This is a genomic window from Roseovarius faecimaris (genome assembly GCF_009762325.1).
Classification (GTDB): Bacteria; Pseudomonadota; Alphaproteobacteria; order Rhodobacterales; family Rhodobacteraceae; genus Roseovarius; species Roseovarius faecimaris.
In genome coordinates this window covers 3,262,316-3,284,141 of the sequence record NZ_CP034348.1, presented here as the reverse complement: position 1 = coordinate 3,284,141, position 21,826 = coordinate 3,262,316, and the positions used below count along the sequence as shown (strand labels likewise).

General features: G+C 57.8%; 16 protein-coding genes. 10 read left to right on the top strand and 6 right to left on the bottom strand.

The genetic code is table 11. From position 1 onward, the window contains the following. Positions 1-71: 71 nt before the first annotated feature. Together EI983_RS16455 and EI983_RS16450 are read right to left on the bottom strand one after the other, a co-directional pair. Complete coding sequence (locus tag EI983_RS16455; protein ID WP_157708437.1) at positions 72-1,649, bottom strand: ABC transporter substrate-binding protein; 1,578 nt, start codon at positions 1,647-1,649, stop codon at positions 72-74. Positions 1,650-2,066: 417 nt separating this feature from the next. Beyond that, on the bottom strand, positions 2,067-2,510 hold the full coding sequence (locus tag EI983_RS16450; RefSeq protein ID WP_157708436.1) for a PACE efflux transporter: 444 nt from the start codon (positions 2,508-2,510) through the stop codon (positions 2,067-2,069). A gap of 468 nt (positions 2,511-2,978) precedes the next feature. Here EI983_RS16450 and EI983_RS16445 point away from each other — a divergent pair, with 468 nt between their 5' ends. The 3 genes from EI983_RS16445 (at position 2,979) to EI983_RS16435 (ending at position 6,272) form a co-directional block, all read left to right on the top strand. Then, positions 2,979-3,674 (top strand): cyclic nucleotide-binding domain-containing protein, encoded by a 696-nt coding sequence (locus EI983_RS16445; RefSeq protein ID WP_157708435.1) that lies wholly within the window; start codon positions 2,979-2,981, stop codon positions 3,672-3,674. 49 nt (positions 3,675-3,723) lie between these two features. Further along, the gene (locus EI983_RS16440) at positions 3,724-4,401 is read left to right on the top strand and encodes a Crp/Fnr family transcriptional regulator (RefSeq protein WP_157708434.1); all 678 of its coding nucleotides are present in this window, start codon (positions 3,724-3,726) and stop codon (positions 4,399-4,401) included. A gap of 119 nt (positions 4,402-4,520) precedes the next feature. Beyond that, positions 4,521-6,272 carry a BCCT family transporter gene (locus EI983_RS16435; RefSeq protein ID WP_157708433.1) on the top strand — a complete coding sequence of 584 codons (1,752 nt, stop codon included), beginning with the start codon at positions 4,521-4,523 and terminating at the stop codon, positions 6,270-6,272. Between the two features lie 274 nt (positions 6,273-6,546). Here the strand turns inward: EI983_RS16435 and EI983_RS16430 are convergent, their stop codons facing one another. Continuing rightward, positions 6,547-8,076: an FAD-binding oxidoreductase gene (locus EI983_RS16430; RefSeq protein WP_157708432.1), complete on the bottom strand. Its 1,530-nt coding sequence runs from the start codon at positions 8,074-8,076 to the stop codon at positions 6,547-6,549. Between the two features lie 56 nt (positions 8,077-8,132). Here EI983_RS16430 and EI983_RS16425 point away from each other — a divergent pair, with 56 nt between their 5' ends. From EI983_RS16425 to EI983_RS16415, 3 genes are read left to right on the top strand one after another with little or no spacing between them, the layout of a single operon-like run. Continuing rightward, positions 8,133-9,470, top strand: coding sequence for a YcaO-like family protein (locus EI983_RS16425; RefSeq protein ID WP_198389326.1), 1,338 nt, complete (start codon positions 8,133-8,135; stop codon positions 9,468-9,470). Continuing rightward, complete coding sequence (locus tag EI983_RS16420; protein ID WP_157708430.1) at positions 9,467-10,570, top strand: TfuA-like protein; 1,104 nt, start codon at positions 9,467-9,469, stop codon at positions 10,568-10,570. Before EI983_RS16425 ends, EI983_RS16420 begins: the two co-directional genes overlap by 4 nt. After that, entirely contained in the window at positions 10,567-11,448 is an 882-nt protein-coding gene (locus EI983_RS16415) for a class I SAM-dependent methyltransferase (RefSeq protein WP_157708429.1), read from the top strand. Before EI983_RS16420 ends, EI983_RS16415 begins: the two co-directional genes overlap by 4 nt. Here EI983_RS16415 and EI983_RS16410 read toward each other — a convergent pair. The 3 genes from EI983_RS16410 to EI983_RS16400 form a co-directional block, all read right to left on the bottom strand. After that, the gene (locus EI983_RS16410) at positions 11,443-15,276 is read right to left on the bottom strand and encodes a tetratricopeptide repeat protein (protein WP_198389325.1); all 3,834 of its coding nucleotides are present in this window, start codon (positions 15,274-15,276) and stop codon (positions 11,443-11,445) included. The genes EI983_RS16415 and EI983_RS16410 overlap by 6 nt on opposite strands. 179 nt (positions 15,277-15,455) lie before the next feature. After that, positions 15,456-16,247: a hypothetical protein gene (locus EI983_RS16405; RefSeq protein ID WP_157708427.1), complete on the bottom strand. Its 792-nt coding sequence runs from the start codon at positions 16,245-16,247 to the stop codon at positions 15,456-15,458. A gap of 724 nt (positions 16,248-16,971) precedes the next feature. Next, positions 16,972-17,688, bottom strand: coding sequence for a GntR family transcriptional regulator (locus EI983_RS16400; RefSeq protein ID WP_157708426.1), 717 nt, complete (start codon positions 17,686-17,688; stop codon positions 16,972-16,974). A 226-nt stretch (positions 17,689-17,914) separates the two neighbouring features. Here EI983_RS16400 and EI983_RS16395 point away from each other — a divergent pair, with 226 nt between their 5' ends. From EI983_RS16395 to EI983_RS16380, 4 genes are all read left to right on the top strand, one after another. Continuing rightward, on the top strand, positions 17,915-19,102 hold the full coding sequence (locus EI983_RS16395; RefSeq protein WP_157708425.1) for an ABC transporter substrate-binding protein: 1,188 nt from the start codon (positions 17,915-17,917) through the stop codon (positions 19,100-19,102). A gap of 89 nt (positions 19,103-19,191) precedes the next feature. After that, a complete protein-coding gene (locus EI983_RS16390; protein ID WP_157708424.1) occupies positions 19,192-20,061 on the top strand; it encodes a branched-chain amino acid ABC transporter permease in 870 nt (289 codons plus the stop codon). A gap of 4 nt (positions 20,062-20,065) precedes the next feature. After that, positions 20,066-21,046, top strand: coding sequence for a branched-chain amino acid ABC transporter permease (locus EI983_RS16385; protein WP_198389324.1), 981 nt, complete (start codon positions 20,066-20,068; stop codon positions 21,044-21,046). After that, on the top strand, positions 21,043-21,825 hold the full coding sequence (locus tag EI983_RS16380) for an ABC transporter ATP-binding protein (RefSeq protein WP_157708423.1): 783 nt from the start codon (positions 21,043-21,045) through the stop codon (positions 21,823-21,825). The genes EI983_RS16385 and EI983_RS16380 overlap by 4 nt, the downstream gene beginning before the upstream one ends. Position 21,826: the final 1 nt, after the last annotated feature.

Below are 21,826 nucleotides of genomic sequence, written 5' to 3'. Positions count from 1 at the left end.
GAATAAGGGGCGCCGCGACCATCAGGCAGGATGCGGCGCCCGGGGGCGGGCCGTTCGGCCCGCCGCCTGATTTAGTTCATCGTGAAGAACTTCATCTTCGGATCGTCTTCCGGGCTCACTTCGATGCCGACCTTGTCGGTCATGCCCCAGTTCAGAACCTGGTGATGGATCGGAATGTAGAGTTGTTCATCCTGAACCACCTGCCAGATTTCACCGATCGTGGCATTGCGCGCCTTCAGGTCGGTCTCGGAGGCGAGGCTTACGATCTTGGCATCGACATCGGCATTGGAGAACCCGGTGCCGTTCCAGCTGCCACGGTCCTCGCCGCGGGTGTGCACGAGGAAGTTGAAGATATATTCCGAGTCGTAGGTCGGAACGCCCCAGCCCAGCATGTAGAAGTCCGTTTCATCATTGGTGATGAGCGGGAAGTGCTGAGCCTTCGGTTTGGCGTCGAGGTTCACCGTCACGCCGATCTGCGCGAGCATGCCGACGGCGGCCTGACAGATCGCTTCATCGTTGACGTAGCGGTCATTCGGGCAATCGAGCTGGATCGAGAAACCGTCAGCATAACCGGCCTCTGCCATCAACGCCTTGGCTGCTTCAACATCGGTCATGGACGAGCTGTCCATCTCTGCGGTCCAGCCGTTCACGAACGGAGGAGCAATCATCCCGGCAGGCTGTGACTGACCGCGCATAACCACCTGCTTGATCGCATCGCGGTTGATCGCCATCGACATTGCCTTGCGCACGCGGACATCCGCCAGCGGGTTGGCACCATCGACATTGTCGTTCTTCAGATCGGCAGCTCCCATGTTCATGCCGAAGAAGATCACCCGGTTCTGTGGTGCGGTTTTGACAACCAGACCGTCCGTGTTGGCCACGCGGGTCAGATCCTGCACCGGCACGTCCTGGATGAAGTCCACTTCGCCAGAGAGCAGCGCGGCAACGCGGGTCGCGGCATTCTGGATCGGTGTATAGACGATTTCGGTCACTTGAAGCGGGAATTCACCCTTGCCCCAGTAGTTGTCGTTTGCCTTGAGCACTGTCTTGACGTCGGGCTCACGGCTGACCAGCACATACGCCCCGGTGCCATTGGTGTTCGTGGTGGCAAACGTCTTCTCGCCGCCCTCGACATCCTGCACCTCGACCGCGTTATTTGCCTCGGCCCAGCCCTTGTCCATCATGAACAGGTTGGTGAGGTTTGACGGCAGGATCGGGTTCGGACCGTCGGTGACAAACTCAACCGTATGATCGTCGACCGCGCGAACCTCGACAATCGAGTTCAGCAGCTCTTTCATGTCCGAATCTTCGGACTGGGCGCGGTTGATCGAGAAGACAACATCCTCGGCGGTGAAATCGGCACCGTCATGGAAGGTAACGCCCTGACGCAGGTTGAAGACCCACACATTGGGGTCGCCTTCCTTGGGCGCCCAGTCGGTGGCCAGCGCCGCCTGGAATGCACCGGTCATGTCACGAATGATCAGCGGCTCGTAAATCTGATGGGCCAGCGTGTGGGTCGGCCCTTCGTTCTGCGCGTGTGGATCAAGCGTCAGTGAATCGCCCGCCCGTGCCCATCGCAGCGTTTCGGCCGAAACCGAAAGCGAGGACGTCATCAGCAGGACGGCCGCTAGTGTAGCAGTGGTTTTCATATGTTTCTCCCTGAATTTGTCCGTCTTCGACGGATCGTTCATCCCGCTAAACTAGTCATTTCAGTCCCATTAGCAATTCGAATCGTGCGGTTTTCGGGTGTGCTTCCGGGAACACCCTGCATTCCATGCGGATTTTTCCGGTGGGCGTATTGCTGGCCTGTGTGTGGCAGTTGACGTGATCATGTGCCTGGGGAAAGTAGGGTAAGAGGGTACCTCCGCAACGACTCCAGGGACGTTGCGCCATTTGGGACTGCAGGGCCTTGTCAGGCCGCATTGCCTTCTGGGACGTGCCGCGAACAACACCCTGTGGTCCCAAATGGCGTATCAGCCAATCCGCTGTGCAGCGGGCCACCTCGAAGCCCTCCCGGCGCATCTGATGCCGCAAAGTGCGAGGCGCGTCCGGTTGCAGCGCAGCGGCTATTCGGGAAGCAACATGTTCGACTGCACCGGGCGCACCATGTCGAAGACAAGATGAAACAGATAGCCATACGCAGTGTAGAAAAGCGTTAGCCCGATATTGACCGCCAGAGCGCCCAACGCGCCATGCTCGCTGATGAGCAAGACAACGGGAAAGGTTAAGGCAATTGACGATACTTCCAGCGAAATCGCGTGGAGTACCCGCCACTTGTGCGGGCGGGCGCTGGCCAGCCGGTGAAAGACGTGCAGATCCAATTTGTCAAAAAGCGTATTGTGCACGGGTGCCCAGATCAACACCACCGCAGAAATACACACCAAAAGAAAGAAGGAATGACCCGAAGAGGTATCGAAAAATAAGGCGTAGAGCGGCGCTGCAATCATCAGACCACCCAGTTCGAAGCTGACTGTCTGGATGATACGTTCTTTCCGTGATCTCAAAGCCATGTCATGACCCTCCGCTGTCGGGCACAAACGAGGCTGCGCGTTGTGCCGTCCCTTGATCTTGAGACAGAATCGCTGGGTTATCTGTGAAGCGGATCACTTGGCGCGCCATTATTTGCTATTCGGCTTGCGGTGTCTCGAACCTGAATCGGGCGCTGAGCGTGATGCCCTGCGGGCGCCGTTCCCCGGCGGCACACCCCGTTACAACCCGACCTGCCTCCGGATTGGCGGCATCTGCGGACCGTCCTCTCGGTATCAGAACCTGAACAAGGCCCCTCACGATACGATCCAGAGCGTCTTTGGGGGTGGCACCTCTGCTTTCGAGCATGTCGCTTTGATAACCCGGAAAGGCCATGCGGTCAGTGCAACCGGCGAGAATGTTTCCGGACATCACATGGGAACAGAACAAATACCCTGCAAATCAGTGCGATACCGGTTAACACTCCTCAGAAAGAGACGGAGCGAACGTGAATGGACGGGGTATTGTCGCCGCAAATCTACGAGATTGCGGGTTTTCTGGGGGTGGCCTTTTACCTGGGGTCCTACGCCGCGCTGCAGATGGGGTATATCCAGGGGTCCGGTTACACCTATGCGTTTCTCAATCTCATCGCCTCAACACTAGTATTGCTGTCACTGGTGATGAATTTCAACCTTTGGTCGGCGATCATTCAGGTCAGCTGGATCACCATCAGTATCTTCGGCATGACGCGGTTTTTCGTACTGTCTCGCCGTGTGCGTTTTACCCCGGAAGAACGTGCACTGGTCTCGGAACGCCTGAGCGATTTTACCCCGCTCGGTGCGCGTCAACTCCTGAATGCCGGGAACTGGCTGGATAAACCTGTCGGCGAAGAGATCACCACGCAGGGGAAAGAGGTCGGGTTTCTCTACTATCTGGCCGAGGGGAGTGTGCAGGTCATCGCAGGCGGCACTGTGATCCGCGAGATGCATGCGCCCAATTTCATCGGAGAGCTGACCTGTTTTTCGGGCGGACCGGCTAGTGCGACATTGCGGGCGGTCAGCCCCTTGCGCATGTTTGCGATCGATACTGCGGTGCTGACGGACTTGTGCCGCCGGAAACCCGACATTCGCATCAAGCTTGAATCAAGTCTTGCCCGCGATACCCATAAAAAGCTGATTGATGTCACGACACAGCTAAGTGCCGGGTAACACGTCATTTATGTGTGCCGGTCTTTGCCCGATGTGTTAACCTGAGACAATGGATAGCGGGCGTGGAACTTTTCAGACCGGGAACGAGACGGGCCAGCAGGATTCGCTGGCCGACGCACTGCACGCCTTGTCTACGGTGGTGCTGGTGAAGCGTGGTAGGGACCTGTTCAGGCAAGGGGACGAAGGTGATGCCATCTACCTGCTGAAAAGCGGCTCGCTGGAGATCAGTACGCTATCGGATGATGGCCGCAAGCTGGCTCTGAATGTTCTGAAAAGCGGCGATATTTTCGGAGAGATTGCGCTGGTGGACGGTGGGCGGCGCAGCGCCACGGTTTCGGCGCTTGAGGACAGCAATCTGCTGCGCGTGGGCCGCGAAAGGTTGCTGGCCGAGTTTTCGGCCAATCCGGACCTGGCACTGCAATTGCTCGGCGTGCTGATCAGGCGGGTCCGCTGGATCAGCACCCAGCTTGAAAATCACGCCTTTCATCCGCTTGAAATCCGCCTGGCCCGGCGTCTGGTCTTCCTGGCCGGACAAATGGCGGATCAGAACGGGCGCATCCCGGTCTCGCAAAGCGATCTTGCCGATCATGTCAGCGCAACACGTGAGGCGGTTTCAAAAAAGCTAGCCGAGTGGAAGCAGCTTGGCATTGTCGAGATCGGGCGCGGCAGGCTGAGCATTCTCGATCGGCGGGCGCTTACGGATATCGCGTCGATGGACCCGATCTGAGGCTTTGATCACACGCGAGTGTGACGGAATTCACATACACGTCCCTCCCAATTTCCGACCCTGATCACGGGCCGGTCATCGCGACCTTTTTGCAAGGCGCTGAAAATGGATTTGCGCGGATGCGCGAATGGATCGGTCCGCTGAGCATCAGGGGGCATGACATGCGGCAGTTCGATCAACACGATGACACAAGAATTTCTGAAACGGCGGCGTTGGTGATAGGCCGCGCACCGCTCTGGAACATCTCTGACCCTCTTCAGATTAACACGGTGCAACGAGGCGTCTATGAGGGCTTCAACCTGGTCGTGTCGGTCTGTGCCAAGCTGCTTGTTGTCTGCATGGTGATTTTTCTGGTCATGCTGCCCGATGTGTCGGCCCGACTTCTAGAGCTTCTGAAAACCGCCACGCTGACAGTATTTGCCAGCTGGTATGTCTATGTTCTGGCGCTGATCCTGCTGTCATGTTTCGTGATCGCCTGCCTGCCGGTGTCAAAACGGTTAAGGCTGGGCCCCGACGGGGTTCTGCCCGAGCATAGCACCAAGTCCTGGTTGGCGATGATGTTCTGCGCCGGGATCGGTATCGGCACGCTGGCCTTTGCGGTGAGCGAGCCGGTGTCACATTTCCTGATCAATCCCGATATCCTCGCGGGGACAATGGAAACCGGCGGTGCCGCAGCCGTTTCCTCGGCCATGCGTTTTGTCTATCTGCATTACGGTTTTTCGGCCTGGGCCACCTATGCGATCGTCGGTCTGGCGCTTGGCCTGGCGTGTCACAGACACGGTCAGCCGATGACCATGCGGTCCGGGCTCGTGGCCATTCTGGGCAAGCGCCTGGAAGGGTCGGCGGGGCATGTTATCGACGTGATTTCAATCCTCGCCGTGATTGCCGGCATCACCACGACAATCGTGATCGGGCTTGAACAGATATGCTCGGGTCTTTCGATGCTGACCGGCAGCCGGTTCTTTGCCGATAACTCGGGCAATCCGCCCCTGATCGCGCTCTTTACCGCGCTGGTCGTGTTAACCGCTGTGGCCATCGCGTCGATCGTTTCCGGGGTTGAGCGCGGTGTGAAATGGGTGTCGCAGCTTGGCTTTGTTCTTTTCTTCACTGTGCTTGCGGTGTTTGTCGTCTTTGGCGGTGGGGTGCGCGTGCTGGGGGTGCTGGCAGACGGCACGGTCACCTATCTCAAATCGGTCGCGGTACATGCCACAACCATCTACGACCCAAAGATTTCGGCCGCATCGAGCGCGCAGCGCGACTGGCAGGGCGACTGGACGATTTTCTACTGGGCGTGGTGGATCGCCTTTGCACCGTTTGTCGGGATGTTCGTCGCCCAGATTTCGCGCGGGCGTACGTTGCGCGAGTTCATTCTGGGCACCATGATCGCGCCCGCCTTCATGTGCTTTATCTGGTTCGCCGGCACCGGTGGCACCGCATTGATGCTCGAACTGGATGGCACCGCAGCCGGCGCCATACTCTCGGCCGAACATGCCTATCGCCTTTATGAAACGGTGGACATCATGCTGTCTCCCGGCGTTGCCGCGGTTTTCAAAGCGGTTCTGGTCCTTCTTTTCCTGATCCTGATCGTGGCCTCCGCCTCGGCTGCGATCATCGCCATCAAGTCGATCGGCGCAGGCGGAAGCAAACTTGCCGAGACCCCGTTTCATTCGATCCTGTGGGCGTTTGTGATTGCCGCCAATGCGGGCGCGATCATGGCCGTGGGTGGCGTCGCATCGATCCGGGATGTGATGATCGTGAGCGCGCTACCGTCGTCTATGATCCTCGCGTTGATGCTGGTTTCTGTCTGTGTCGGTATCTTCAAAGAATCGCGCGGGTTCCCGCGGCTGAGATTCCCGAGCATCCCGAGCTAAGACTGCATGCGTCTTTGGCCTGAGTCGGCATTCCAGTAAAGACCTCCACATCGCGACACCGATCGGCAAGCTGGGCCAGTCGGACAGGCGCATCTGGGTCGACGACGCCGCAACCGTCGCGCAGGCCCGCGTATTGCCGATGTCACGGGGCTGTCCTTTCACATCCTTGGGGTGGCGGGCGCGAAAAGAAACTGGCCTGCCTGAAGGACAGTGTCACCTCCGATGCCAAGGCAGGTTCGCCAGCACTTGAAAGCACCGGTTCAGCGGCAGCAGGTCATCGCGAATATACGATGGGTCGATCCGGAAACTTCGGACCCTTCGCTGGTGGCGCTCCTGGCGGTTGGGCTTTGAGAAGTCCAATACGTTGCGGGTTGGCGAACCAGTCGAACGGATTGTATTTGGATTTCACCAGCGCCAGCGTGTCCAGGTAATCAGCCCAATAGGCCGTATCGGCATTCTTCATACCCGGTCTGGGATAGTTCTGATAGGAATGACCGTTCAGATAAGGCTTCATCAACGTCATGAAACCGTCAAGCCAGGCCACGTTTTTCGCACGGTCTTCCTCGCGGGCCCAGAAAACCTCCATGAAGAGGTTCATCTGAACATCGCGATGGACAAAAGCATTCGGATCATCTGTGCGTTCGATCATCCCGCCATAGGGTTCTATTCCGATGTTGTTCCATGGGCAGGGTGAGGTTCGCATGTAGTCGATGACTTTCTGCCAATCGCTGGCATCAAGAACCCTTGAGAGATAGCCGGATTGTTTTTCTTCCAAGGCATCATCCGGCGCATTCGGGATTGGCACTGGCTTGCTCAGAAGTTTCTGGTTCAGCTCGACATAAGAACCTGACATCTCGATATCGTGGGATGTTCCGGGAAGATCGGTCAGGGGTTTAAGCAGGTCCCGGCAGGTTTCGCCGCTCCCGTCGAAAAGGCCCCGCATGTAAAACCGAGGCGCGCCGTCTGACATCATGAACGCGCATTGATAGCCCAACTTTTTCAGGCCAGGGCCAGAAATGAAGCCTTTCTGAAGAGCGACAAGTGCCGCGGGCGCGTAATCTGCGTCCCAGCTCAGACCAAATCCATAAAGCTCTCCCAGCTCGAATAGCTGATATGTCACTGAAAGCAGAACACCGAAATTCGTCCCCATGCCACCGCGAACGGACCAGAAGAGATCAGCGTTTGTCTCGCTGTTCGCGGTCACGATCCCCCCATTCCAGAGCATCATGTCAAAGGATTCGACACAGTCGCAATTCATCCCGAACTCGCGTGATGTAAAGCCGTATCCACCACCCTGCATGTAACCGCCGATGCAAACCTCGTCACATCCGCCGCCGGGTACGTGCAAGCCATGATCCTGCAAGGCTGCGTTCAGGCGGTGGAAATTGATACCAGCCCCTACCACCGCGCGTTTGGCAACTGGATCGACGCTAACCGAATTGATCCGGCTGAGGTCGATCACCATGCCATCGTTGATGGAAAATCCCGCCGAGCTGTGCCCTCCGGACCGGCAGACAACCTCCAGATCAAAGCTGCGCGCAAGGTTCAGACAGGCCGCAACGTCGCTGTCGCATATGCAATAGACAATGATCTTGGGAAAGCATTGGAACTGCCGATAATATACCTGACGCGCTTGGTCATAGTCAGGGTCACCAGGCACGATCACAACGCCATGAACCTCCGCCTCGAATTGTTCAAGGTCTTCGGGGCTGAAACTCTGGCGCCATGCCGCATCTTGCGGCGCTGCATTGCGCGCCTGCGCACGAATGGCCTTTAAGTTCCGAACCTTGCTGCGTCTGTACATATCGCCCCCCCGAGTTTCACGCGCTGTGTTGCGCGTGCCCGCCAGCTTTGATGGCTATGTCATCTCAACTTGACTTTCCCTTCACCGGACAATGCGCCTATGCTGCCGACATGGAAAGTCAATATGCTGAATCAACAACAGAAAAGGTCTTTTTCGCCGGCACACACCGGACCAGAAATCCTGTTGATACCTGGCAATGGATCGCCCCCATCCTGCCTGACGTTGGGATCACGCGCGTCGCAGATCTGACAGGACTTGATTGCATCGGCATTCCTGTTTGCAACGCCATTCGACCGAATGCGCGGTCGCTGGCGGTGTCGCAGGGCAAAGGAGTGACGCTCGATCATGCGCGCGTTTCAGCGGCGATGGAGGCGATTGAGCTTTTCCACGCGGAACGGGCGTTTTTGCCCACGCAACGCGAAGCTTTCAGCACGCTCGGGGCGGAGCACGCACTTGATCCCTCGCGGCTTTCACTGTTGCAGGGGGTGCAGACTGTGGACCCCGACAGGGTGCTGACATGGATCCGGGGACACGATCTTGTTGCTGATCGCCTCATCAGTGTGCCGCGAGACATCGTGGCCTGCGACCTGCGTGTCGATGCACCTTGCGACGGTGTATTCCTGACAAGCTCCAACGGTCTCGGTTCTGGCAATACGTACGAGGAAGCAGCCCTGCATGCGCTCTGCGAAGTCATTGAACGCGATGCGACCTGTCTGCATCAGGCCTTTGCCGCGCATATCGGACGTGAACCGGCGCTGATCGATGTTTCCACGGTGGACGACCCGCTCTGTTGCTGGCTGATCGAACGCCTCTTGGCGGCTGATATTGATATCCATATCTGGCCTCAGTTCAGCGATCTCGCGTTGCCCTCTTTTGGCTGTGCCATCTCTGATTGTCGGGGCGGCAGGATGCCTGGCGCTCCGATTGGCACATTTCAGGGCTATGGTTGCCACCCTGACAGGAATGTCGCCTTGTCCCGTGCCATCACCGAGGCCGTACAGTCACGCCTGACCTATATCTCGGGCGCACGCGACGATCTGTTCCGCGACGATTACGCCAGCATTCAAACGGCACGCAATCGGCGCAACTGGCTAACCTGGCTTGGGCAGGCCGGCCAGATGATGGATTTTAAGGAAATCGTAACCTGGGCGACGGACGATGTGGCGGAGGATCTCGAGCGGGTTCTGACAATTCTCGCAAGCAACGGCTTTGATCGCGCCATTATCGTGGACCTGAGCATCGCCGGAATTTCCATCCCTGTCGTAAAGGCGATCGTTCCGGGCATGATTGAACCGACACTTGATAACGAAGCGCCAGAGGGTGAGCGTGTGAAGGGCTTCGTTGAGAAAGTAATGGCATCGAGCCGACCGAGAGAAAGAGCGAGCGTGTCATGACGAACGATGTGGTTGTATTTCTCGGCCCCACGATGACCCTCGCAGATGCGCGCGACCGGCTTGATGCCTGCTTTTTGCCACCCGTGTCACAGGGAGATATCCTATCTGTCGTCCAAGACAGGCCGCGCGCGATCGGCATCATCGATGGTTATTTCCAGTTGGTGCCGGCCGTGTGGCACAAAGAGATACTTCATGCCCTCGACTGCGGGATCCCTGTTTTGGGAGCCGCCAGTATGGGGGCCCTGCGTGCCGCCGAACTAGATGCTTTCGGCATGCGCGGTGTTGGACGGATCTATCGTTGGTATCGCAGCGGCTTTGTGGACGCCGATGACGAAGTCGCGGTCACCCATGCACCGCATTCCATCGGTCACAAGCCATTGAGCGAAGCAATGGTCAACATCCGCGCGACACTGGACCTGGCTGTGCAACAGGGTGGTTTGTCCCTTCAAAGCGCAGTTCTGTTACTGAAGGAATGCGCCCGGACACCTTACTGGGAGCGCAGCTTCGACCGTCTGGCGCAGGACGCGCGGCAGCTCGGTCTGTCGGCGCCCGAGGTCGAGGCCGTCACGTCAGCCGAACGGGTCGATCAAAAGCGCCTCGACGCTGTCGAACTGCTTGATCTGCTGGCTGCCGGTGACTTTTCATGCACTGTGCCACAGGAATTTCAGTGCAACCGAACAACCAAGTTCAACCGCCTCGCTGACCGGGATACCTGTCTTGCGCGCAACGGTGACGGTCGCCTGACCACTGGCGCGTTGATTGATTACTACCTTCTTGAAGGATACCAGCTTGGCGCGGGCTCTGCATCTTTGAATGCGGCGTTCAATCAGTCTCCCACGGCGGAGGTGATTGCAGCGATGCGCGAAGAGGGTCGATACGAAACCGTTCTGCAAGAGGCGATTGCAAGAGATACCAGCGACGGATTGAGGCCAAGTGAGGGTGACGATCGTGCCGCCGTCCGCAGCTACTGTGACAAGGCCGGAATCGATCCGCAGACGCCTCTGAAAGAACTTGCGCATAAGGTCGGCATTGAAGATCCAGATCGGTTCCTAGAGCGCCTGCACAGATTTGGTCTGGCGCGAGCGACCGGTGCCTCATGACAGAACATGACAAATCCAAAGCTGATCGCCGTCTTACGGACTATGTCCGTCAGTTCCACGACACGTTTGACGGATCCTTCCCCGAGGTGCCAACGAGCCTTGGGCCAAGCAGTTACGAACTGTTGGCCAATGAAGTTTCGACGGAAGCAAATGACGGTGCGCCTGTCGTTCTTGACCTGGGGTGTGGAACGGGAAGGCTGTTGGAAATACTGACCGAGAGAGGCATCCCCCCGGAAAACCTCATCGGTGTTGATTTCTCACCTGAACAAATCAATCGCGCACGGAGCCGGTTCGCAGATATGCCCGTGCGCCTGCACATCTGCGAAGCGCATAACTTGCCGCTCCTGGATGACACCGTCGATTATGTGCTTGCGCATATGAGCCTGGCAGTCATGAAGCCGATTGAAAAAACACTTCGCGAAATTCACCGCGTACTCGGACCTGGCGGTGTGCTTGCGGTCGTCCTGGGGGACGAGCCTGCAAGTGGCTCGATCGAGGGTCACTACAGCCGTATTCTCAGCGAAACCATCGCGCGGCATCAATCCGATCCTCTGAGCTTCGAAAGCGTAGACACTCAAACTGCCCCCAGGGAGACTCTGGCAGACACGGTCCGTCGGACCACCGGCATGCAAGAGGTCGTTCCGATGCGGCCCTTCGAGCTGATGATGCAGATGTCGGGGGCGGAATACATTGCCTTTCTTGAAGGGGATTATCTGTACCAGAGTTTGTCTGACCCGGCGCGCAGGGAAGTTGTCGAGGCGGTATCCAGGCTTTTCGATGCACATGGCGAAAACTCGGTCGACATACCGCTTACCATGCAGCTTGCTGTCTTTGCAAAGCCCGCTGCTGTCGCCGACGAAAGTGGCGGCTTGCTATGACTGGGGTTCACTGAACGGAAGATATAGCGGTTCGGCGGATCGCAATTCGGCTTGGTTCACTCCAAGCCTTGCCGCACTTTCAAGTACAAATCCCGCTTCCCTGCGCAATGTTGCCTTCTCGGCCAGTGCATGGGCCGCTGCAAAACAGCCCAGCACCCGAACGGATTTTCCCTCCGAAGACATCCAGATGGCCGCGCATTTCACAAGCAGGCGAATACGGCTGTTCAGGCCCAGGGAAGCGCCAGCTCTGGCATGTTTGTCTGCTTCTTTCAGCCAGACCATTGGATCGGATCCGAAGTATTGCGCGCAAAGTGCATCAAGATGAGTCTGCGCATCGGGATCGAGTTCTTGCCGCCGCTCAATGAGGCGCGCCACTTCAACGTAGGTCAGGCCGTGTTCGTGATCCGGTGCGCCGTCCTTCAGTATTTCCATATGGTTTGCCAGATCAGAAATGGCCGAAAGATGGTCGCCGAGGCTCGTTTTTGCCGAAGCAAGATGAGGCAGAGTGTCATAGGGAATACTGTCGCCCCCTATGATCCGACGTTCCAGCATTGCACGCCCATAGGCAGAGAGTGCCTGCTCGAAATCACCCATTTCATGATAAACCCGGCCAATGAAATGGCTGGCAAACCAGATACCGGTGCGGTCTCCGATTTCACTGGAAACCTGCAAGGCCTGTTGCAGCGTCTCAAGCGCTTCTTGGTGCGCGCCTATCGTGAAGAGTTCAATGCCAAGATTACCAAGCGGGTAAACCAGTTCCTGGCGGTTGCCGAGCCGCTCAAGGATCGGAATGGCGCGCCGATTGCAGTCAACGGCTTCTTGCAACTTTCCGAGCAAGCCATAAATCGAGGCGATTCCGGCAAGCGTGACAGCAATGAGATTATCGTCTTCAATTGCTTCGACATACTCAAGAGCCTGACTGTAGAGTTCCAGCGCACGCGCATAATCGCCGCTATATTTGTAGGTTCCTGCCAGCATGCCGAGGGCTTTTCCAAGCACCTCCCGGTTTTCTGCGCGGCGGGCGATTGCGCAGGCTACTTCCAGTTTTTCCCGCGCCCCCGCGAAGTCTCCGGTATTGCGCAGCGCATCTCCCAGCGCGATCAGAAATTCGGACTCGCGCAGCGGGTCGTTTGCCGTGAAAACGCGGGACAACCCGTTCTCAAGCGTTTCAACGGCTTCTTCCCAGTCGCTTGTCAGCACTAGAAGCGCGCCTAGCCGCGCACTCACCGCAACATAAAGCTCTGGTTCGATGTTGTAGTTCAGCAGGCGGCGGTAATACCCGGCCGCACTGGCTGGATCAAAGCTGTCATAGGCCATGTCTCCGGCCTGCAGCAGATAATGCTGTGCCTGGTCCGGCAACTCGGCACGTTCGAAGTGATGGGCCAGGGCGCTGAGGCGGGCAAGGTCGTGAACTCCGTCAAGACGCTCAAGCGCGTCGGCTGCCTGCCGGTGCCGAGCGCGGCGTGCGTTGACAAGCTGCATATCGTAAACGGCTTCCCGCAGCATAGCGTGGTTGAAGCGAAATCTGCCTCCCTTTTGCCGCGTCCAGATCTGTTGTTCCTGCCCTTCGTCCAGAACCTCAGTGACCAGTTCTTCATCTCCCAGCATCGCAGTGAGAAGAGACGGTTCAAACTCCTCGCCCAAAACGGCGGCGACCTGTATCACCGACTTCAGCCGCGCGGGCAGACGATCAATCCGTGCAAGGAGGATGCCGATGAGGCCATGCGGAATATTCGCCGCGGCATCTGGCGCGAGTTCGACCCTTGCAGTCTGACCCGCGCCGCGATGCAAGAACCCTCCGGATGCACTGAGCGTTCGTATAAGCTGTTCGACATAAAGTGGATTGCCGGCGGTCTTGCTTTCAAGAAGTTCCACAATCCGTGTCGAAACAGGTGCGCCAAGGGAGCGTTCCGCAATGCGCCTAATGCCATCGCCGGTTAGGGCAGGCAGCTCAACCGTGTCGCGCAAACCTTCGGGGTCGATGCACGTCTCCGGTACAGAACCGGTGTCGTCTGTCCTGTAGCTGGCGATAACCGCAAGCGGTGCGGTCTGTAGCGTGGAGAGAGACCTGAGCACATCGGAGGACTGAGCATCGAAGTCGCCAAGGTCATCTGCGATGATGACCAGCTTGTTCTGGCGGGCCAATGCGGAAATGACTGCGACAACCGCGCGTGACATGTTGCTGCTGCGCAGCTCGGGACCGACGCTTGCGTAGCTCGATTCAGGAATGAAGACATCAACCATTGCCGCGAGGAATGAATGGACAAAGCCCAACTCTTCATAAAGTGCCTGATACTCAACGGTCTGTTCACGAAACTGGCCAAAGGCGTCTTCGAAGCTTGCACGTCTTAGGCCCTCATCCAGAACGCCGGGTGCGCCAAAGAGGCTTGTCAACGCATTGCGAAACGGACCGAACGGCTGACCGAGACCCGTTTCTGAAAACAATTCCACAATCTTGAACGCTGTCTGGCCGGTGTCTGCGCCCGGTTTTTTCAACCGGCCCTCAAGCTCTTCCAGCAGCGCGGTCTTGCCGGATCCCGAACTGCCCGCAACAATTGCTGCTCCTGTACGTTTGTGATCGAACACGTCCTTCACGACATCCAGCAATCTGGCGATCTGGGTGTCGCGCTCGACAATTTCTGCAGAGGAGGTTGCTCTGACCTGCCCGTAGTGCCTTTTGCCAAGTGCGAAGACAGGCTGGCGTTCGGAAAATCCCTTTAGTTCAAGATCACCGACAAAATCGAAATGAAAGCGGTTGAGCGCATGGTCGCTGGTTGCTTTGTCCGTCAACATCTGCCCTGCTTCCGCAGTCGACATCAATCGGGCACTCAGGTTTACCAGTCGGCTGGAGCAAGTGTAGACCTCCTGGTGCGGCGATCCGGCAAACCCGGCATGGGCAAGACCATATGTGAGTCCGGCGCTCGCCTCAAAGTCGGGTTGTTCCAGAACGAAGGCACCAAATTCCATCGCCCGTTCGATATCGTCCACATTCGCCTTGGGCGCTCCCCAGAAAACAAAAGCCGTACAGCCTTTATCGGATCTCATCAGGCTGTTTATGAAACCGCCAAATCTTTCATGAGCCTCGAAAATCGATTGCACGAAACGATCAATGTTTCCTTCGGGCTCCTCAAGTTTCACGAACAGATTTGCCGTCTGACGGAATTCGGCGATGCCTTCGGATGTCGCAACACTGTCGGGAAAGAAATCCGTGATCAGGGAGGCGGTCTCCCTTGGTGCCGACGTGGCGGCAACGGGTGACGGGAGGTTTCCGACATCCTCAACGCGCCAATATGGGGGGTCTTTGAACCGTCTTGTTGTTGCGAAGTCGGCAATCAGTTCCCTTGTGCCGTCACTGACACCGAGATGCCCCGTTTGAGCCTGCTGCCGGACATGCGTCGCATCTATGATCGGCGCGCCATCAAAAAAGAATATGTGACGTTTGCCTTCAGGGTCAGCAAAAATGCGCCAGCGGACCCCGCCATTCGCAAGTCCGAGCTTGGCATTGATTTCAAACGTGCCCAATGCGGTCTTGTAGGTATGACGAGACCTAATGGTCTGGCGCATCTGCCAAGCTGCCGCCAGGCCGCGCCGGACCGCATCCTCCTGTCCGGGCGATTGCGGGAACAGGGCCAGAAACCCGTCCCCCGAATAGTTTGCAATGAACCCGCCAAACTCGTGGATACAGGATGTCAGGGGGTCAAAGACCGAACGTATGATGCTTGCGAGCAGTTCCGCACCCTGCGGCCCATGCACACTCAGCGCATCGGTAACACGGGTAAAGCCGGAAATATCTATGTCGAGCGCACAGGCATCAATGGCACCAGCCACCCGACCAGCCCGATGGTGATCTAGGATGAACGCCGGACACAGAGGCCGGTTTGGAATTGCGTTCATGCGCATAGAGAGCGATCAGCTCCAAAACCCGTCGAAACGATGCTTTTGTGTCCAAGTATCCGACAGCATAGACAGGTGCTCAAGGTGTCGTTTGTCGCCGCCCGGCGGGTCTGTCAGCTTTCATCCTTTTCCGGCTTGTCTTGCTGTTCAGCTACACGCCGACCTTCTGTCAACCGACGTCCTTCGGCATCGGCAGGGGGCTCTGACTCTTCCACCCGACGGCCCTGCGCGGTTCGCCGTCCTTCCGTGACCCTTCTGGCGTCTGCGTCGGATAGCGGCGGATCTGCATCCTCCACGATCCGGCGTGCTTCGGCCATACGCCGACCCACCGCATCCGATCCGTAAAAATCACCGTCGTCAACGATGCGTCTGGCTTCGGCAACCCGGCGCGCAGCGGCGTCCGTACCTGCAATGCCATCGTCCGCTATTCGTCTTGCTGAGGCAATGCGCCGCCCTTCGCCGACCCGGCGGGCGTCGGCAACCCGGCGGGCTTCCACGATACGTCGCGCCGCACTGTCCTCGATGGCCGGGATGCCATTAAATGAAACCCCACCGTCATCAGAAAGTATGGGCGGATGCCCCGTCTCGCCTTCTGCCCAGGCCCGGATCAGTGCATCTGCCTCGGGTTTCGGAGGAAGAGGAAGCACCAGACGGTCAACTTTCGCCATCGAAGAGCCACTCATTGACCAGCCCGTAGCCGTCTCATCAATCACAACCTCGGTGCCCTTCGGCACGGCCAGTCCCGCGTCCTCGAGTGCCGTGGCGGGGTCAGATACAAGAGCTTCCTTAAAGGCCTCGTCCACCCATGCTCGGGCAACGATCTTTGAAATGCGAAGAGCCCACAAATGCCACTCTGCACAGTCCAGCGGATGTAGAATACCCTCGTCAGAATCACCTCGTGTCATCTTTCTGAACTCCCCCAAAACCAAATTTTCGTCGTCAGTTTGGCCGGATGCCCGACACTCCAGCATTCGTGATCGAATCGGGTTTCCGCGCCTTTTCTTGTGATTAGAGGATACAAGCTTCAGTCGAATTCGATACCCCTTTGTTTTTATTTATCTTGTTCGGATGCAGGGCGCTGCAATCGGTGGGGGCGGGACGGGCGGCACCTGTATTCTTCGACCGGATTGAGTGGTCTCTTTCTTCCGCGTCCGAACTGACATTCGTCCAAGTTGCAGCGCGGCTCCGGTTCGAGCCCGCAACCTGTATCTTGGTGGATGCTTGGAACGCTTCGCGCAGACCAATACTCCTGCGATGTCATGCCGCGCTAATCTTGGTCCGAACGGTCATTCGCTGCGGGCGCAAAATCTTGGCAGGTTCGAAAGCAGCATTCGAGGGACAGATGCTGAATTCGCGGCGGCTGCTCCGATGATTGCTCTCATCACGTTCGTTTCGTCCCAGAAAGACAGCTTGAGCACTGAGCGAACGGCCCTTGGTGCAACCTAAACGTATATTTCAAAGACCGCGAAAACCGGCTGAGCCTGTTCTTGATCGCTATTGCACTGCCGTAGGCGCGCATTGAGACCTGGTCACCGTATCCCGCACCTCTTGGGTTTTGAGAATTCAGCCCTGCGCCGGGGTCTGATCAGCGAGGAGGGACGTCAGGGCACGATGAGGTCAGTCGTATTTTTATGCTCCGAGAATAACGGCCAGATCATCCTGGGGCGGATGGCGCGTTTGCATGTCCAAACCGCTTTGGATGTGTTCCAGATGCGTGATGAGCAGATGTTCCGCTTTCCCGGGATCTTCTGATCTGATCGCCTGCAGAATATTGCTGTGTTCGTCATCGGGGCAGCTTGAGTTTTCCGAAGATCCGAACAGGCCGACAATGAGCGAGGTGCGGGTGACAAGCTCGCGCATCATGCGTGTGATGAACTTGTTGCCGGTCGCCTGCGCCAGCTTGGTGTGAAACTCTCCTGAAAGTCGAATGATTTCGGTGCGCTCGTTCTTGGCCCGGGCGGCGTCTTCCAGAGCGATATGATCGGTGAGCAATGTCAGGTCAATCTCGCCCGCGCTCTCGGCCAGTTGCCGGACAAGCGGTGGTTCAATCAGCAGCCGGGCGGCAAAGACGTCATTCGCCTCAGATGTGTCAGGACACGCAACAAAAGCCCCCCGATTCGACTGAAGATCGATAATTCCCTGGCTTGAAAGCAGCAGAAGCGCGCGTCGAACGCGCATCCGCCCGACACCAAAAGTTTCACAAAGACGCGCCTCGCTCAGCTTGGTTTTGGGGGCCAGGCGCTGTTCCATGACGGCTTTGTATATGCGCTCAACAATGAAACCCTCATCGGGATCGGAGCGAATATCCGTTTGTTTCTGAGGGCTTGCCTTGGGTTTGAGTGGCACTTTTGGGCGTCCTGGCTTGTTTGGCTTGTTCAATGAAACTGGTGTTTTTTATACGGTCTTCAAACCTTAAGACCAAGCAATCAGATTTGTCGACCATATTTCAAAATGTGTTGACAAAGATTGTTAACAATCGTGAAGTGTCTGTGCGGCGCGCATGGGAGTTCCATCTGACTGCCGTCCAGAAAGGTGCTCTTGGCGCCAAGGTTGAATTCAACGGGAGATGTAGATGCAACGTAGAACACTCATGAAAGCGGCGCTGACCGCCGCAACGCTGGCCACGTTCGGCACGACGTCGGCGCTGGCCGAAAACCCGACGCTGAAGATCGGGTTTGTCGGCGTGACAAGCGGGCCCGCCGCGGCTTGGGGTATTTCCAACCAGCGGTCGATGGAAACCCGCGCGGCGTGGATCAACGAAACCGGCGGATACGAAATCGGCGGTACGACTTACGACATCGAGATCGTGTCCTTCGATGACCAAAAAGACCCCAAGCGCGCGATCGCTGGCATGGAGAAGATGGCGCAAGAAGGCATTCACTATGTCGTCGGCCCCAATGTCGATGACGGTGCCGCAGCAGTCCGCCCCGTGGCCGAGGCCAACGGGATCATGTATTTCCCCTATGCCTTCCCGAAAGAGCTCTATACCGCGCCGGCCTCAAACGCCGTGCTGGGTATGGTCGCCAACTACCAGTCGGGTCCGGCGATCTACAAATACCTGATGGAAGAAAAGGGCGTCAAATCCGTCGCTTTCATTGCCGCCAACGAATCCGATCCGCTCAGCCAGCGCGATGGCGGTGTCGCCGCAGCCGAAGCTCTGGGCCTCGAAGTGGTCTCGGCCAATGTGACGTACCAGGTCGACACCACCGACTTCACGCCCGTGCTGACGCCTGTCATGCGCAAGCGACCCGATCTGCTCGTGCTTTCTGGTGTGTCGCCGGCGAATGCGCCTCAGTTGATCCGCTCGGCGCGCGAGCTTGGCTTCCAGGGTTTCATCTCGACCGAGACCGCGCAGGATGCCGGGGTGCTGGCCGAAGGGGCCGGCGATCTGGCCAACGGTTTCATTTCGGTGGGTGGGGCGTCAACGCCCGAGCTGGCCTCGCCGATGATGAACGAATTTGTCGCGCGCTACACCGAGATGTTCGGTGAGTATAACGACGAGTCGAACACCAAGGTTTATGCGCTGGAATATATCCTCGAGACGCTCAAGGCGAACCCTGCCGCGATCGACAACGTTGAGGAATTCCAGGCGACGATGGACACGTTCGAGGCGCCCAATCCCTACATGAACGGCGATGCAAAGCTGCGTTATGTCGGTTCGACCTCCTTCGGGCAGAAGCGTCAGGTGGCTGTGCCTCTGGTGGTGAATGTCTACCAGAACGGCGCGTTCGAAACGCTGTTCGTCGCTGAGGTCGACTAACCTCCCGCTCTGCTTGCGCACCTCTTCCAAGCAGAGATACCCCGGGCCACATTGAGCGGCCCGGGGACATCCCAAGAAAGAAAGCACCGATGGAACAGATATTGGCCAATGGCGTCTATCTCGGGTCCCAATATGCGATGATCGCGCTTGGTCTGACCCTGATCTTCGCCCTGATGAACGTCCTCAACTTTGCCCACGGGCAGATGTATGTGATCGGTGGTTTCGTCACCTATACCTTCTATGGCCAATGGGGCGTGCCCTTCGTGCTGGCCTTGTTCATGTCCTGCGTGACCCTGGCCATTCTCGGTGCCCTGATCGAGAAATACCTCTTTGCCCCAGTGATTAAGAAATCGGCGCGCGAAGAAAGCACGATGCTGCTGGCCGCCGGGATCGCCTTTTTGCTGGATGCGCTGATCCTGATCATTTTCGGGGAAAAACAGCGCGGCGTGCCAAAGATTGTCGACGGTGTTTTCAACTACGATTTCCGGCTGATCATGCCATATGACCGGATTTTGATCTGCGTTCTGGCGATCCTGTCGATCGTCGCCTTCATCTGCCTCATGCAATATACCAAGACCGGCCGCGCCCTGCGCGCGCTGGCGCAGGATCGTACCGCGGCCCAGCTGATGGGTGTGAATGTCGATCGCTACTCGATGATCGGTTTCGCCCTCGGGGCGATGCTGGCGGGGCTTGTCGGCGGACTGCTGGTGACGATCACTGGCGTCAACCTCGGCATGGGCGGACCCACCTCGATCAAGGCCTTCATGATGGTGATGATCGGCGGGGCCGGCGTGATTTCGGGCGCGATCTGGGGAGGGATCATCCTGGGCTTCATGGAAGCGTTCGGGCTGGCCTATCTGGCGCAATATGGTGACATCACCTATCTGCTGATCTTCGTGTCGCTGATGATCTTCCTCGCCATTCGGCCCCAGGGGCTGATGGGCAAGCCGTGGGGATGATGAGATGATGGGATTTTCCACGAAACAACTGCTCGGTGTCGGCCTGTTTCTTCTGGCCATCTTCGTCGGCGTGCCGCTCTTCATCGCCGCGACCGGGCGCTGGGATTTCTACTTCACGCTGACCTCGGTGGCACTGCTTGCCATCGCCAGCGCCGGGGTTTGGCTGACCTTCTACATTGGCCGGATCAATATCGGGCAAGGGGCCTTCGCCCTGATCGGGGCCTATGTGTCGGCGATCCTGGTGGTCAAGGCGGGGTGGTCTTTCTGGATCTCCCTGCCGATGGCCGGCCTTTTCGCGGCCCTGGTTGCCGTTCTGATCGGTTTGCCCATCCTGCGGCTGCGCGGGGTCTATTTCGCGATGATCACCCTGGTGCTGACCCAGGTGGTGACGCTGACGGCGTTGGCACTGCCAATCACCAACGGCGCGAAAGGGATCACCAACATCCCGCTTCCGGCGGGCGTATCGCTCTTTGGCATCCCGCTGATCCCCGATTTCTCCACGTTGGAGAACACCCGCATGGCGTTCTACTTCACGGCCTGCATCCTTATGGTGCTGACCTATGTCACCCTGTACCGGCTGGTGAACTCGCGCCTGGGGCACCTGTGCCGCTCGATGCAGCAGAACGAGGAACTGGCCAGTTCCATCGGCGTCAACATCTCCTATATCCGTATCCTGATCTTCGCGATTTCCAGCTTCTTCGGCGGGATCGGCGGCGCGATGTTCGGCTCGATCTCGCAGTCGGTTTATCCGTCCACCTTCCAGGTCATGGACTCGGTCAATTTCATGCTCAACTGCTTCCTCGGCGGGCTGGGCTATGTCTTCGGCCCGATGCTGGGCACGCTGGTGCTCTATTTCGGATGGGACCTGCTCTTTGAGCTCGGAAAGTATCAGATGCTGGTCTATTCGCTCATCCTGATCGGCGTGATCCGGTTCCTGCCCAACGGGCTGCTCAGCCTGCGCTTTGGCAAGGGGGACAAGAAATGAACGCGCTTGTCGAAATCCGGAACGTCACCAAGAAATACGGCGGCCTTGTCGCCAATAATGACATCACCTTTGATGTGGCTGAGAATGAAATCCTGTCGGTGATCGGCCCGAACGGCGCCGGAAAGTCGACGCTGTTCAAGATGATCTCGTCCTTCACACCCACCTCATCGGGCGAGGTGCGGTACCGCGGTGAACGTATTTCCAACCTCAAGCCCCATGTGGTCGCGCGCAAAGGCGTTGTCCGCACGTTCCAGGAAACCACGATCTTCAAAAGCATGACGGTGCGCGAAAGCGTGATCGTGGCCCAGCATCTGAGGGCGAAGGCAACGCTGGCAGGGTATTTCTGGGGCTCCAAGGCCGCGCATGAGGATGTGGCCGCCTTCGGGCGCTACGCGGATGAGCTGCTGGAGTTTCTTGGCATGTCCGAGATCAGCTCCGAACTGGCCCATAACCTGCCTCAGGGCAACCTGCGGGCGCTGGGCATCGCCATCGGTCTTGCAACGGATCCGAAGGTTCTGCTGCTGGACGAGCCATTCGCGGGCATGAACCACGACGAGACCATGAATATGGTCAACCTCGTGCGCTCCGTGCGCGACGAACGCGGTGTCACGGTCATGCTGGTGGAACATGACATGCCCGCCGTGATGAGCATTTCAGACCGGATTGTCGTGCTTAACTTCGGCGAAAAAATCGCCGAAGGCACGCCGTCTGAAATTCAGAACAACGAAAAAGTCATCGAGGCCTATCTGGGCAGCGCCGACGACGAGATCGGGATGTGAC